This window comes from Corynebacterium sp. DNF00584, assembly GCF_001552965.1.
GTDB lineage: Bacteria > Actinomycetota > Actinomycetes > Mycobacteriales > Mycobacteriaceae > Corynebacterium > Corynebacterium phoceense.
Map to the genome: position 1 here is coordinate 28,829 of NZ_KQ959759.1, position 13,060 is coordinate 41,888.

Consider the following 13,060-nt stretch of genomic DNA (forward strand, 5'->3'; position numbering starts at 1 on the left):
CCCCCCCCCCCCCTCGCTCGCCGTCGCACTCGTCGTCGCGGCCGCAGTCGAGCTGGGAGCCGACTGGCCGCCGGGCGCGCAGGCAGCCAACGCGGCCGAGCCCGCGCCGACACCCAGCACGCCCAGGAGACGGCGCCGGGTAAGGATGGTCTGAATGTCAAAGGTCAGGCCCTGATCCTCGACGTCGTCGTTGGGGCGAGCCAGCGGCCCGCCCTCATACATGGGTGAAGTACTCATGCGAGTAAAGCTATCGCCTCTTGATGGAATTTCCCCCGAATTATGCGCACAGGGCCGCAGGAAAATCCTGGCTGTGTGCTGTGTGGTGCCCCCACAGGGACTCGAACCCTGACTGAATTGATTTTAAGTCAACTGCCTCTGCCGATTGGGCTATGGGGGCCTTCGGTGCCTTTAGCTTATTGCACTCGCCACGGGCACTAAAAATTGGGGCGGCCTTAGGCGCCACCCGGTGGGAGGTGCGGGCCTTTAGGAGGTGGGGGCATCGGCAAGCTCGGCAGCGAGACCTGCAATGATGCCGTCCAGGATGTCCTTCTCGCTGATGACGAAGGAGCGGGCCTCGGTGACCTTCTCCACGGCGTCGATGATGCCCTGGACGACCATGCTGCCGCCGCCGATGACGTCCGCGCGGCCCGGGTGAATGACCGGGTTGAGCACGAGCGAGGCACTGGTCTCGATCAGAATCTGGTCAATGAGCACGCGCAGGGCATCGAAGCGCAGGACGGAGCCATGAATGGCATCGGAGTCGTAGCGTTCTAGGCCCTGAGCCAGCGCCGACATCGTGGTGAACGTGCCAGCGCAGCCGACGAAGGTGCGCGCCTGGTCGAGCGGCACAATCTTGAGGACATCCTCCATGCGCTCGGCGACGTAGTCGCGGGCGATCTCCAGCTCCGTCTCCGTGGCCGGGTCTGAACGCATGATGCGCTCCGTGAGACGCACCGAGCCCATTTGCGCCGAATGCGAGCCAAGCAGCTCGCCGTCCGCGGTGCCGACCACAAACTCGGTGGATCCGCCGCCCACGTCGATAACGCAGTAGGGTGCCTCATCGCGGCCCAAGTCCGCGACCGCGCCGGTAAAGGAGAGCTTCGCCTCCTCGTCGCCGGAGATGACCTCGGCGCGTGCACCGGGCTGAATCTCGCCAAGCAGCTCCGCAGTCATGGAGAAGAACTCCTCGCGGTTGCTTGCATCGCGCGAGGCGGAGGTGGCGACCATGCGCACGCGCTCGACCTTCTCAAACTTCATCTGCTTGACGTACTTCTCGAGCGCCGCGCGGGTGCGCTCTAGCGCGGCCGGGGCGAACTCACCTGTGGCGTCGACGCCCTCGCCTAGGCGCACGATCTCCATGAGACGCGTGATATCACGAATGGTGCCATCCGGCTGCACGTCCGAGATAAGTAGACGGATGGAATTTGTGCCGCAGTCGACGGCTGCCACACGGGTCATGGGAATCTCCTTGCAGATACGGTGTGTGTAATCGTGCCGTGTTCTAGGCGTTGGGCACGTCGAATTGGGCCATGTCGATGCCCAGTTCCTCGACCGTCGGCCAGTCCTGCGGAATGGCGGTGCCGCGCAGATCCTTGTACTCGGCGGCCATGGCGACGGCCTCGGTGCCCAGGCGGAAGTGCTGCGGGCCCTCGGCAAGCGCATAGGCAATGAGCACGTGGAGGCACTTGACGCGGTCCGGCATGCCGCCGCCGGAGAACTGCGTGCCGAGGTCCTCGATGGCGTTGCGCTCAGCCAGGAAGTGCTCGTGGGCGCGCTGATAGTCCGCAGCGAGCTCCTCGTCCTCGGCGAGGCGGGATTCCATCCATTTCATGACGTGAGCGACCTCGAGGCGCGAGGCCTCAGCCGTGAGCCGCGGGTCCGTGAGGTAATACAGCGTGGGAAACGGCGTGCCATCGGGCAGGCGCGGCGCGGTCTTCACAACGGCGGGCTGGCCGTCCGGAGTACGGTACGCGATGGCGAGCACGCCGCGGGCCGGGCGGCCAAGCTGCTCCTTGACGATCTCGAGATCGGCCGCCAGCTGGGCGGCGTCGTTTTCTTGCGCGGTCATGCCCCATATTGTCGCACACCGCGCGCGGAGGCGAAGAACGCGGCCGTCTACCGCCCCGCGGCCACGTCGCTCCGACTACTGGGCGGCGGGTTCGGCGGGGGCCTGCGCGCCTTCAGGGCCCGCGGGAGCGTGCGCGCCTTCTGCGTCGGCGGGACCTTGCTGCTCCGAGACGGCCTCGGACACGGCCTCGGAGATTTCGCCGGACTCGCCGGTTTCTGCGGCGTTCGGGCTGTCGGAGACGGCGCCGTTGTCCACGGGCGGCTCGGCGAAGGAGTCCCACAGGACCGTGTACCAGTCGCGGGAGTCCTCAACCTGCGTTTTATCCGTCGTCACGGCGGAGTCGTGCGTCATCTTAGGATCGAGGATGCGGTACGCGGTCTCCCCTGGCTTCACCACGCCCAGGCGGCGGCGGGCTTCCTGCTCGATATACGACTCCGAGCGGTACTTGTCGATCTCGGTGAGGAGACGTTCCTTCTCCGCGCTCTTCGCAGCGATGGCCTCGTTGAGGCGCGCAATCTCCGCGCGGCCCTGGTAATAGTTGTTGAGCGGCATGGCCACCGCGACGAGCACGATGATGAGTGCGAGAACCAGAATGCCCCAGCCCAGGATGTCGAGGCGCGTGCGCGCCTCCGCCCGGTCTTTCACGGCGGCGCGCGCAGCTGCACGACGGTCCGCGTCGCGAGAGGCAACGGGGACGGTCGTCCGCGACTTCTTCTTCGAGCTGGGTGCCATAGGACTTCCCATCCTAGCCCGCCGCCGTGCAGATCTCCGGGCGCGGCGCGAGTCCGCACGCAAAAATCCCGCCGTCCGAAATAGACGGCGGGATAGTTGTCAGCGCGCTAGGCGCTGTGCGCATGCCACGCGGTGGGCGCGACGCGAGGCTTTAAGCCTGGAAGCGCGGGAAGGCGGAGCGGCCGGCGTAGACGGCGGCATCGCCAAGCTCCTGCTCGATGCGCAGCAGCTGGTTGTACTTGGCCACGCGCTCGGAACGAGCCGGGGCACCGGTCTTGATCTGGCCGCAGTTGAGGGCGACAGCGAGGTCAGCGATGGTGGTGTCCTCGGTCTCACCGGAACGGTGGGACATCATGGTGCGGTAGCCGGCGCGGTGAGCCATTTCGACAGCGTCGAAGGTCTCGGTGAGGGTACCGATCTGGTTAACCTTGACGAGGAGGGCGTTGGCGGCCTTCTTCTCGATGCCCTCGGCCAGGCGGGCCGGGTTGGTGACGAAGAAGTCGTCGCCGACGATCTGAACCTTGTCGCCGATGGCGGCGGTGAGCTTGGTGTAGCCCTCCCAGTCATCCTCCTGCAGCGGGTCCTCAATGGAGACGATCGGGTAGTTCGCGATGAGGTCCTCGTAGACCTTGGCCATCTCCTCAGCGGTGTGCTCGCCGCCCTCGAAGTGGTACTTGCCGTCCTTGTAGAACTCGGAGGAGGCAACGTCAAGAGCCAGGGCGATGTCCTTGCCCGGCTCCAGGCCAGCCTTCTTGATGGCCTCGACGATAAGGTCGAGAGCCGCCTTGGTGGACTCTGCCTCCGGGGCGAAGCCGCCCTCGTCACCGAGGCCGGTGGACAGGCCCTTGGACTTAATAACGGACTTCAGAGAGTGGTACACCTCAGCGCCCATGCGCAGAGCCTCAGAGAAGGACTCGGCACCGATCGGGGCAATCATGAACTCCTGGACGTCAACGCCCGAGTCGGCGTGGGCGCCACCGTTAACGATATTCATCATCGGAACCGGCAGGAGGTGGGCGTTCGGTCCACCGATGTAGCGGTAGAGCGGCAGGCCAGCGGACTCAGCGGCAGCCTTCGCAACGGCGATGGACACGCCGAGGATGGCGTTGGCGCCGAGGCGGGACTTGTTCTCCGTGCCGTCGAGCTCGATGAGCTTGGCGTCGACGAGGCGCTGATCATCAGCTTCCATACCGGCGATTTCATCGACGATTTCCTCGTTGATGTTGTGGACAGCGTTGAGAACGCCCTTGCCCAGGTAGCGGTCGCCACCATCACGCAGCTCGTGGGCCTCGTGGACACCGGTGGACGCACCGGACGGCACGCCGGCGACGCCGTGTGCACCGTCCTCAAGGAAAACCTCAGCCTCAACGGTCGGGTTGCCGCGGGAATCCAGAATTTCACGGCCAAATACGTGCATGATGCCAGCCATTATGTGCTCACTCCTGTAAACATTGTGTGTGGTCTGAAAGGGTTCGAATCAGCCCGGCAGTGCGCGTTACGTTCTATGCGCTCCAGCCTGAAACGAGGAAGTTTTTTATTCCGCCCATAATTGTTCCAGATTTTTGCGATCTGTGGCGGGGCTGGCCAGAAAAATCAGCAAGGTCACAGTCCGAACAGTAGACATGGGCGGCTCACACAGCGCCGCCACAGCCCGATTCACCTGGGCAAACCATGCCAGAGTGCCCGATTACGCCCGAAAGTGTGGCATTTCCCACCTTTGCCCGACGAGAGACCGCGCGGGCATCCGGGCGGGCGTTGGCAAGGTTTGTTTTAGGAGTTTGCCGGCTGCGGCACGGCGTAGGAGTTCGCAGCCTTGGCAACGCGGGTGACGTAGTCGCGTGAGTTGTTATAGGCGTAGATGGCCTCGAGCCAATCCTCTTCCACGGCGAGATCGCGGTCGTTATCGCAGAGCAGATTGGCGGCGCTCAGCGCGGCGTCATCAATCTGCTGTGGGTCGGCGACGCCGTCGCCGTCCGCGTCGAGGCCGAAGTGTTCCCACGTGCTGGGAATGAACTGGAGAGGGCCCACGGCGCGGTCAAATTCCGTGTCGCCGTCGAGGAGGCCGCCGTCAGTGTCCTCGATGCGCACCGTGTTATTCGTGCCGTCGAGCGGAATGCCCACAATCTTCGGGTCGGGGCGGCCGGTGGCGTCGAGGTTCGACGGCTTAAGCCAGCTGCCACCGTAGGTGCCGTGGCGGGTTTCGACCCAGCCAAGGCCTGCGAGGGTGTTCCACTGCAGGTGACATTCGGGCCAGGCGTCGCGGGCGATGAGTTCCGCGTTGCCGTAGGCGCGCAGGGCCTGCCCCGAGACGTCCGTGGACGCGGCGAGCGGGGCGGACCACTCGCGCAGCTCGTCCGCGGTGCGGCCGGGCGCGTGGACGTCGATGAGCGCGACGGGCTCGGGCGCAGCCGGCGGGACGACGGCATCGACAGACTGAAGCGTGCGCGTGGGAGACGGCACATGGAAATACGACATGAGCCACGCGACGAGAGAGACGACAAGGATGACGGCGAGGACCGCAGCACATCCACAGCCGCCCGCGCGCTTTACCCAATCAGTCATGACGGACAATCCTAGCGCTCCCCCGCACCTGCGCCGCGTTGCCCCGCCCGACGCCTAGATTATGACAATTAAGTCTCAACTGTTTACTTTTGTCACATTCACGATTAAGGTGGGCGCGGAACTTTGTTCTCTACCGTGTTGTTGTTCTTCCCTCACCGTTCTAAGGAATTTTCATGAAGCTTCGCGCCACCGTCGCCGCCGCTGCGGCCGCCCTGTCCCTCACCATCGCCCCGTCCGCGTCCGCCGCACAGCTCGACCTCGGCACTCTGCTCGGCGCCGACGCCATCGCGTCCGGCGTCATCAACACCGTCGACTGCGGCACGCTGAAGACCGTACTCCAGGGCATCGACTCCGCCACCGAGGGCGAGCTCCTCACGGAGACCACCACGCAGAGCCAGCTCGCCAAGGGCCTGCAGGGCCTGGGCAAGGTCGAGGGCACGACCAACCCGGCGCTGGCGCTTGCGGCCGTGAAGTACTCCACCCAGACCGCGCAGCGCGCGCAGGCCTGCGGCATCGTCAAGGCTGACGCACCGGGCAGCTTCGGCCTGTCCTCGCAGCTCGAGACGGTCCTCCCGTTCGTCGAGAGCCTGTCCTCGAAGGCTTAACCTTCGCTCGCCTTGCCGCGCGCCCACAGCTCGTCTTGGCGCTCGACCGACACGACGCCGGTCGAGCCGTCGAACAAGTAGGGCGCGCGGCTGCGCATTTTTCGCACGAAGCTCGTGGCAACGTCGCCAAAATCAAAGGCGCCGCGGCGCGCGGCGATTTCCGCATGGAAAAGCACCTGCAGCAGCACGTCTCCGAGCTCTGTGCACAGCTCGCTTTCCGATGCCCCCTCCTCCACCGCCGCAGCAAACTCCCGCGTCTCCTCGGCGAGGTACGGCAGGAGCGAGCGATGGGTTTGGCCCATCTCCCACTCGCCGCGCGAGCGCGCGGCGGACATGATGCGTTGAGCCTCGTAGACCGGCTCGTGGCGCGAGGCGGCCTCGATAATCTCCTCGCCGGCGCTGATACGGACGGCGACGGCGGGGTCCGCGGCGTTCGTGGTCACGATGGTGCCGACGCCCGTAGGGTCGATTTTCGTGACGAGATCCCCGAAGTTCCAGCGCACCTTGACGGGCAACTCGCCGGTATACGTCACCGGCTGGGTCACCCGCGCGAGCGCCTCCATGGGGATAAGGTCGGGCCAGCGTTCATCGAGCAACAGAACAGTCATAGCTCCTAGTTTCTCACAACGGTTTTCACCCGCCGCGTCAAGTCTGTAATTTTATACAGATGAACAACCCTTCCACAGGTGCAGCAGCCCTTACGGGCGCCGCCGCGGCAGACGGCTCGGGCGCGCGCACCCACTCCGTCACCATCTGGACTCTCGTCGCGCTCATCATCGGTTCCACCGTCGGCGCGGGCATCTTCTCTCTCCCACAGAACATCGCGTCGGTCGCAGGCCCGGGCGCCATGCTCATCGGCTGGCTCATCGCAGGCGTGGGCATGCTCTCCGTCGCTTTCGTCTTCCAGATCCTGGCGCAGCGCAAGCCAGCGCTCGACTCGGGCGTCTATTCCTACGTGCGCGCGGGCTTGGGCGACTTTATCGGTTTTACCTCGGGCTGGGGCTACTGGCTAGGCTCGGTCATGGCGCAGGTCGGCTACGCCACATTGTTCTTTAACACGATCGGGCACTACGTGCCGTTCTTCGACGCGAACCACCGCTTAGCCTCGGCCATCGCGGTCTCCGCGCTGTCGTGGACGATCTTCGCGGTGCTCGCCCGCGGCATCAAGCAGGCCGCATTTATGAATATGGTGACGTCCGTGGCCAAGCTCGTACCCATCCTGGCGTTCGTCGTGCTCGTCGCGTTCCTCGGCTTTAGCTGGGACAAGTTCACCTTCGACTTCTGGGGCGAGGACTCCGGCACGCCGCTCTTCGAGCAGATCCAGGGCATCATGTTGTTCACCGTCTGGGTCTTCATCGGCGTCGAGGGTGCTTCGGTCTACTCCAAGCAGGCACGCACCCGCCGCGACGTCGGCCGCGCCACCGTCATCGGTTTTATCTCCGTACTCGCGCTCCTTGTCTCCGTCTCCACGCTCTCCTTCGGCGTGCTAAGCCAGGCCGAGCTCGCCGCGCTCCCGGATAATTCAATGGCCTCCGTGCTCACCGCCGTCGTCGGCCACTGGGGCGGCGCGCTCATCTCGCTCGGCCTGTGCTTGTCCGTCCTCGGCGCCTACGTCTCCTGGCAGATGCTCTGCGCCGAGCCCATCGTGCTCATGGCCGTCGACGGCCTGCTCCCCCGCCGCATCGGCACCGTGAACATCGCGGGTGCCCCGTGGGTCGCGCAGCTCATCTCGACCATCGCCATCCAAATCTTCGTCGTCGTGTTCTACTTGAACGAGACCTCGTATAACGCGATGGTCCAGCTCGCCGCCATCATGTACCTCCTGCCGTACATCTTCTCCGCGCTCTACCTCGTGCTGCTAGCCTCCCGCGGCCGCGGTTTCACGCGCCCCAGCGACAAATTCGACCTTTCAGGCCCCGAGGTTTCCCCGCGCGAGAACCGCCACCACCTCGCCATTGGCCTCGTCGCCTTCATCTACTCGTTGTGGCTCATCTACGCCGCCGACCTCGTCTACGTCCTCCTCGGCGCGCTCGCCGTCATCCCGGGTCTCATCCCCTACGTCGGCACGCGCCTAGCCAAGAAGGAGCGCGTCTTCAACGGCTTCGAGTGGTTCATCGTCGCCCTCGTCTTCGTCGGCGCCATCGCCGCCGTGTGGGGCCTCGTCAACGGCAGTCTCACGCTCTAACCAGCACATTCCGCACTTCACGCCGCAACCGCGGCTTAGCACAAATTGGGGTAGCCTCACCTTACGTGAGCTGCCCCTTTTGCATGCCGTCACACATCACGCCCGTTTTATTATGTCAAGCCTAACCTGAGTCGGATAATAAAAGCGGCGCGACCCGCCGTCACCCCACCTGCTCAGGAAGGACGCCATGTTATTCGCCAACCTCCTCATCGGCCTGCGCGAGGGCCTCGAGGCCGCCATGGTCGTCACCATCCTCGCCGCCTACCTCACCAAGTCCGGACACTCGAAGCAGATGCGCTGGGTCTGGGCCGGCGTCGCCGCTGCCATCGCCGTGACGCTCGCCGTCTTCGCCATCATTTACTACGGCACCAAGACGCTGACCACGGTGGGCCAGGAGATTATTGGGGGCATCGGCAGCCTCGTCGCCGTGGCCCTGGTGAGCTACATGCTGCTGTGGATGCACGGCGCCTCGAAGAATATGAAGGCTGAGCTCGAAGGCAAGCTCGAACACGCCATCGCCGTCGGCCCCGGCTCTGTCTTTGTTCTGGCGTTTATGGCCGTCGTCCGCGAGGGCATCGAAACCGCGCTGCTCGTCTTCGACACCTTTGCCTACGGTTCCTCGGCCACGCCAGCGCTTGGCCTCTCGCTAGGCATCGCCATCGCCGTCGCGGTGGCCGTGGCCATGTACTTCGGCGCGATCCGCATCAACTTGCGCACGTTCTTCCGCGTCACAGGCATCCTGCTCGTCATCGTCGCCGCAGGCATCCTGCGCTACGGCCTTACGGACCTCCAGGAGGCCGGCCTGCTGCCGGGCCTGCACACACTCGCCTTCGACGTCTCGCACATCATCGCCCCGGGCACCGCGCTCGCGACGTTTATCGAGGGCATCTTCAACCTCGTCCCCGCTCCCACCACGCTGTCCATGGTGGGCTGGGCCGTCTACCTCGTTATCGCTCTGTACCTGTTTCTCCGACCGACTAAGAAAGCCTAACTACTCATGAACCGCACTGTCTCTGTACTTGTCGCCGGCCTCGCGTTGGGATCGCTCACCGCCTGCGCGGACAAAGTCGACGAATCGCAATCCACCAACTTCACGGTCGCCGCCACGGACGACGCCTGCACCGTCTCCGGCGCCGAGGCCACCACCGGCACCTCGACCTTCGAAGTCACCAATAACGGTGAGAAGACCACGGAGTTCTACGTCTACACCTCCGGCGGCCGCGTCGTCGGCGAGGTCGAAAACATCGGCCCAGGCGCCACCCGCAAGCTCGTCGTCCAAATAACGGACCCGGGTGACTACACACTCACGTGTAAGCCGGGAATGGTCGGCGACGGCTTCTCCCAAACGCTGAAGGTGACCGGCGAGGCCGTGGAAGCCTCCACCGACGAGGTCCTCACCCAGGCCGTCGACGGGTACATCTCCTACGTCCGCTCGCAGACCACCGCGCTGCAGGGGCAGGTCGACGAGTTCGTCGCCGCCATCGAGTCCGACGATATCGACACCGCGAAGGAACTTTTCCCGCTCGCACGCACCCCATACGAGCGCATCGAACCCGTGGCGGAGTCCTTCCCGAACGACCTCGACCCGCGCATCGACCTGCGCGAGGCCGACATCCAGGAGGGCGACACCTGGTCCGGCTTCCACAAGATCGAAAAGGATCTTTGGGTAAACAAGAAGATCACGGACGAGACCAAGGCGGACGCCGCCCAGCTCAAACAGGACATCGCGGAGCTCGTCGACGGCGTGGCCGCGGACGACTACACGCTCGCGCCCGTCCAGATCGCGTCCGGCGCTCAGGGCCTGCTCGACGAGATCGCCACGTCCAAGATCACCGGCGAAGAAGACATCTTCTCCCATACCGACCTTTACGACTTCCAGGCAAACCTCGACGGCTCCCGCGCGGCCATCGCGTCGCTGGAGAAGGCGCTCAACGAGCGCGACCCACAGCTGCTCACCGACATCAACGAGCGTTTCGACGCCGTCCAGACGCTGCTCGACACGTACCGCGAGGGCGATGGCTTCGTCTCCTACGACAAGGTCTCTCAAGACGAACGCCGCAAGCTTTCCGATGCCCTCGATGTCCTCACCGAAAAAGTCTCCACCGTCCAGGAAGTCGTAGCGAGCTAGCCATGAGTCGTTCTTTTAGCCGTCGCGCGCTCTTCGGCGGGGCCGGTCTACTCGCCGCGGGGACGGTCACAGCATGCTCCGATAGTTCCGGCCGGGATGGAGTCACGGCCGCCGCAGCTATCGTAAAGTTCAACGGCCCGCACCAGGCCGGCATCGTCACGGCGCAGCAGGACCGTCTCCACTTCGCGGCGTTCAACGTCGTATCAAAAGACCGCACGGAACTCGAGGAGCTCCTGCGCACGTGGACCGCCATGGCGCGGCGCATGACGCGGGGCCAGACCGCTGTCGATGAGGATATCTCCGAGGTCGGCCAGCACTCTGTCCCGCAGGATACCGGCGAGGCCTACGACCTGGAGCCGGCGAACCTCACGCTCACCATCGGCTTTGGCCCCTCGCTCTTTGACGAGCGCTTTGGCTTTGCCTCCGCACGTCCGGCCGAGCTGGAGGATTTGCCAAAGTTTGCGGGAGACCAGCTCATCGGCAAGCTCTGCGGCGGCGATATTGCCATCCAGGCATGCTCGGACAACCCGCAGGTCGCCGTGCATGCCATCCGGAACCTCGCGCGCGCTGGCCGCGGCGTCGTGGAGTACAAGTGGTCGCAGCTTGGCTTCGGGCATGCGTCGACGACGACTCGCGAGCAACAAACGCCGCGCAACCTCTTCGGGTTTAAAGACGGCACGAACAATATCAAGGCCGAGGACACCGACCTGGCGGACGAACATATCTGGGTCTCCGGCACGAACTCGTGGCTCGACGGCGGCACGTTCCTCATCACGCGACGCATTCGTATGCTGCTGGAGAATTGGGACCGGCAGGTGCTCTCCGACCAGGAGGAGACGTTTGGTCGCGTCAAGAGCTCAGGCGCGCCGCTCGGCCGTGAGAACGAGTTCGACGAGCTGCCGCTCGACGAGTATGTCGGTACGTCGGGCCCGGTCATTCCGCTTACGGCGCATGCGCGGCTAGCGAGCCACCAGGAAAATGGCGGGGCGCGCATGCTACGGCGTGCGTATAACTTCACGGATGGCATCGACGACTTCGGGCATATGGACGCGGGGTTGTTCTTCATCGCGATCGTCAACTCCCCTGCCGAGCGGTTTATCCCCATTCAAAAGAAGCTCGCGAAGTCGGACAAGATGAATGAGTACGTGCGCTACGAGTCGTCTGCCATCTTCGCCTGCCCGCCGGGGCTTGCAGATGACAACGATTGGTGGGGCCGCGGGCTCTTCGAGGCCACGGCCTAGATGCGTCCGCGCCGCGTGCGTGCGGCGCGGACTCCGCCCTAATAGCGAATGACGCGGCGGCCTTCGATGCCGCCCTTGATAAGTCCCTCGAAGACCTCGTTGACGTCGTCGAGCTTGACCTCCTCGACCGTCGGCTTAATCATTCCACGGGCGTAGAAGTCGAGCGCCTCCTCGAGATCCTGGCGTGTACCCACGAGCGAGCCGCGGATGGTGAGGCCCTTGAAGACAATGTCGAAGATGGGCGCGGGGAACTCTCCCGGCGGCAGGCCGTTGAAGACGATGGTGCCGCCCTTGCGCGCCATGCCGATGGCCTGGCCGAACGCCTGCGGGTGAACGGCCGTGACGAGCACGCCGTGGGCGCCGCCCTTGGTGTACTCAGTAACGGCCTCGGCCGGGTCCGCTTCCTTGGCGTTGACGGTGTACTCGGCGCCGTGCTTCTTCGCCAGCGCTAGCTTCTCTTCTGAGATATCCACCGCGATGACGCGCATGCCCATGGCGACGGCGTATTGCACCGCGATGTGCCCCAGTCCACCGATGCCGGAGATGACCATGAACTGGCCCGGGCGTGTCTCTGAGACCTTGAGGCCCTTGTAGACCGTGACGCCAGCGCAAAGAATCGGCGCGACCTCGATCGGGTCCGAGCCTTCCGGGATGCGCGCGCAGTAGCGGGTGTCCACGAGCATGTACTCGCCGAACGAGCCGTCCACAGTGTAGCCACCATACTCCGCCTCGTCACACAGCGTTTCCCAGCCGGTGCGGCACTTCTCGCACACACCACACGCGGACCACAGCCAGACGTTGCCCACAATGTCGCCTACCTCGACGGTGTGCTCGCCCGGCCCCAGCTTGACCACTTCGCCCACGCCCTCGTGCCCCGGGATGAACGGTGGCTCCGGCTTCACAGGCCAGTCGCCTTCCGCGGCGTGGACGTCCGTGTGGCAGATGCCCGACGCAAGGTTACGCACAAGTGCTTGGTTGCGACCCGGTTCCGGAAGATCCGCCTCGCGGATATTCAGGGTAGGTCCGAATTCTTCGACGACAGCGGCAGTGAATGTATCACTCATTATGTACTCCTTTACTACGGGTCGATGACGTCACCCAGACTAGAAATCTCGCCCGCGTGCGCGAGCCGCCCTACCCCGCTGCAAATTCCGCAAAACTATGACCTAACACGAAACCTACGCGATGAGTGACATAGCACATCCAGACTGCAAAGATCGCATTTTTACCCCCGACCTGCATAAATGAATACCCATTTCATTAACCTCGGTCGTTTCCTCCATCCCGCACGAAGGCATGCCGAATGACCCCAGCCTTGGCTGGGGTTTCCTTTCGGCTGTTAGTCCACGGTGCAGAGTAGGCGCTTGCCATACGGCGTGACGTACCAGTAATTGCCCTCGGCATCACGGGTATACGAATCACCATCGGCCTTGCGCCCGTTATGGAACCGGCATAACGGCACAAGGTTCGCGACATTCGTGTCGCCGCCCTTGTTCCGCGGGATAAAGTGGTCACGCTCGCACAACAAAGCCGGCGTCA

At 64.3% G+C, this 13,060-nt stretch carries 13 protein-coding genes, 1 tRNA gene and 1 pseudogene; 5 read left to right on the forward strand and 10 right to left on the reverse strand.

Going from position 1 to position 13,060, the window contains the following annotated elements; genetic code table 11:
- From HMPREF0307_RS13325 to HMPREF0307_RS08395, 7 genes and pseudogenes are all read right to left on the reverse strand, one after another.
- Positions 1 to 237: pseudogene (locus HMPREF0307_RS13325) on the reverse strand (3,4-dioxygenase subunit beta); the annotation flags it as partial.
- A gap of 83 nt (positions 238 to 320) precedes the next feature.
- A tRNA-Leu gene (locus tag HMPREF0307_RS08370) sits at positions 321 to 397 on the reverse strand.
- A gap of 86 nt (positions 398 to 483) precedes the next feature.
- Positions 484 to 1,458, reverse strand: a complete 975-nt coding sequence (locus HMPREF0307_RS08375) for a Ppx/GppA phosphatase family protein (RefSeq protein ID WP_066491363.1) — start codon at positions 1,456 to 1,458, stop codon at positions 484 to 486.
- A 43-nt stretch (positions 1,459 to 1,501) separates the two neighbouring features.
- Entirely contained in the window at positions 1,502 to 2,068 is a 567-nt protein-coding gene (locus tag HMPREF0307_RS08380) for a DUF501 domain-containing protein (RefSeq protein ID WP_066491366.1), read from the reverse strand.
- 75 nt (positions 2,069 to 2,143) lie between these two features.
- Positions 2,144 to 2,800 carry an FtsB family cell division protein gene (locus tag HMPREF0307_RS08385; protein WP_070539418.1) on the reverse strand — a complete coding sequence of 219 codons (657 nt, stop codon included), beginning with the start codon at positions 2,798 to 2,800 and terminating at the stop codon, positions 2,144 to 2,146.
- 151 nt (positions 2,801 to 2,951) lie between these two features.
- A complete protein-coding gene (eno, locus tag HMPREF0307_RS08390) occupies positions 2,952 to 4,229 on the reverse strand; it encodes a phosphopyruvate hydratase (RefSeq protein ID WP_066491368.1) in 1,278 nt (425 codons plus the stop codon).
- Between the two features lie 341 nt (positions 4,230 to 4,570).
- Positions 4,571 to 5,362, reverse strand: a complete 792-nt coding sequence (locus tag HMPREF0307_RS08395) for a lytic transglycosylase domain-containing protein (protein WP_066491370.1) — start codon at positions 5,360 to 5,362, stop codon at positions 4,571 to 4,573.
- Positions 5,363 to 5,535: 173 nt separating this feature from the next.
- Here HMPREF0307_RS08395 and HMPREF0307_RS08400 point away from each other — a divergent pair, with 173 nt between their 5' ends.
- A complete protein-coding gene (locus HMPREF0307_RS08400; RefSeq protein ID WP_066491372.1) occupies positions 5,536 to 5,967 on the forward strand; it encodes a hypothetical protein in 432 nt (143 codons plus the stop codon).
- Here HMPREF0307_RS08400 and HMPREF0307_RS08405 read toward each other — a convergent pair.
- Positions 5,964 to 6,575, reverse strand: coding sequence for a MazG nucleotide pyrophosphohydrolase domain-containing protein (locus HMPREF0307_RS08405; protein WP_066491380.1), 612 nt, complete (start codon positions 6,573 to 6,575; stop codon positions 5,964 to 5,966). The two genes, HMPREF0307_RS08400 and HMPREF0307_RS08405, sit on opposite strands and share 4 nt — an antisense overlap.
- 59 nt (positions 6,576 to 6,634) lie before the next feature.
- Here HMPREF0307_RS08405 and HMPREF0307_RS08410 point away from each other — a divergent pair, with 59 nt between their 5' ends.
- The 4 genes from HMPREF0307_RS08410 to efeB all read left to right on the forward strand — a co-directional run bounded on the left by HMPREF0307_RS08410 (position 6,635) and on the right by efeB (position 11,521).
- Positions 6,635 to 8,152: an amino acid permease gene (locus tag HMPREF0307_RS08410; RefSeq protein ID WP_082723289.1), complete on the forward strand. Its 1,518-nt coding sequence runs from the start codon at positions 6,635 to 6,637 to the stop codon at positions 8,150 to 8,152.
- Between the two features lie 187 nt (positions 8,153 to 8,339).
- A complete protein-coding gene (gene efeU / locus HMPREF0307_RS08415; protein WP_066491383.1) occupies positions 8,340 to 9,143 on the forward strand; it encodes an iron uptake transporter permease EfeU in 804 nt (267 codons plus the stop codon).
- A 6-nt stretch (positions 9,144 to 9,149) separates the two neighbouring features.
- Positions 9,150 to 10,280 (forward strand): iron uptake system protein EfeO, encoded by a 1,131-nt coding sequence (gene efeO, locus HMPREF0307_RS08420; RefSeq protein WP_066491389.1) that lies wholly within the window; start codon positions 9,150 to 9,152, stop codon positions 10,278 to 10,280.
- A gap of 2 nt (positions 10,281 to 10,282) precedes the next feature.
- Positions 10,283 to 11,521: an iron uptake transporter deferrochelatase/peroxidase subunit gene (efeB, locus tag HMPREF0307_RS08425; protein ID WP_066491393.1), complete on the forward strand. Its 1,239-nt coding sequence runs from the start codon at positions 10,283 to 10,285 to the stop codon at positions 11,519 to 11,521.
- 38 nt (positions 11,522 to 11,559) lie between these two features.
- Here efeB and HMPREF0307_RS08430 read toward each other — a convergent pair whose 3' ends face one another.
- Positions 11,560 to 12,585: a zinc-dependent alcohol dehydrogenase gene (locus HMPREF0307_RS08430; protein WP_066491396.1), complete on the reverse strand. Its 1,026-nt coding sequence runs from the start codon at positions 12,583 to 12,585 to the stop codon at positions 11,560 to 11,562.
- Between the two features lie 275 nt (positions 12,586 to 12,860).
- Positions 12,861 to 13,060: HNH endonuclease (locus HMPREF0307_RS08435; RefSeq protein ID WP_197418402.1), on the reverse strand; the 200-nt coding region annotated here is incomplete at its 5' end.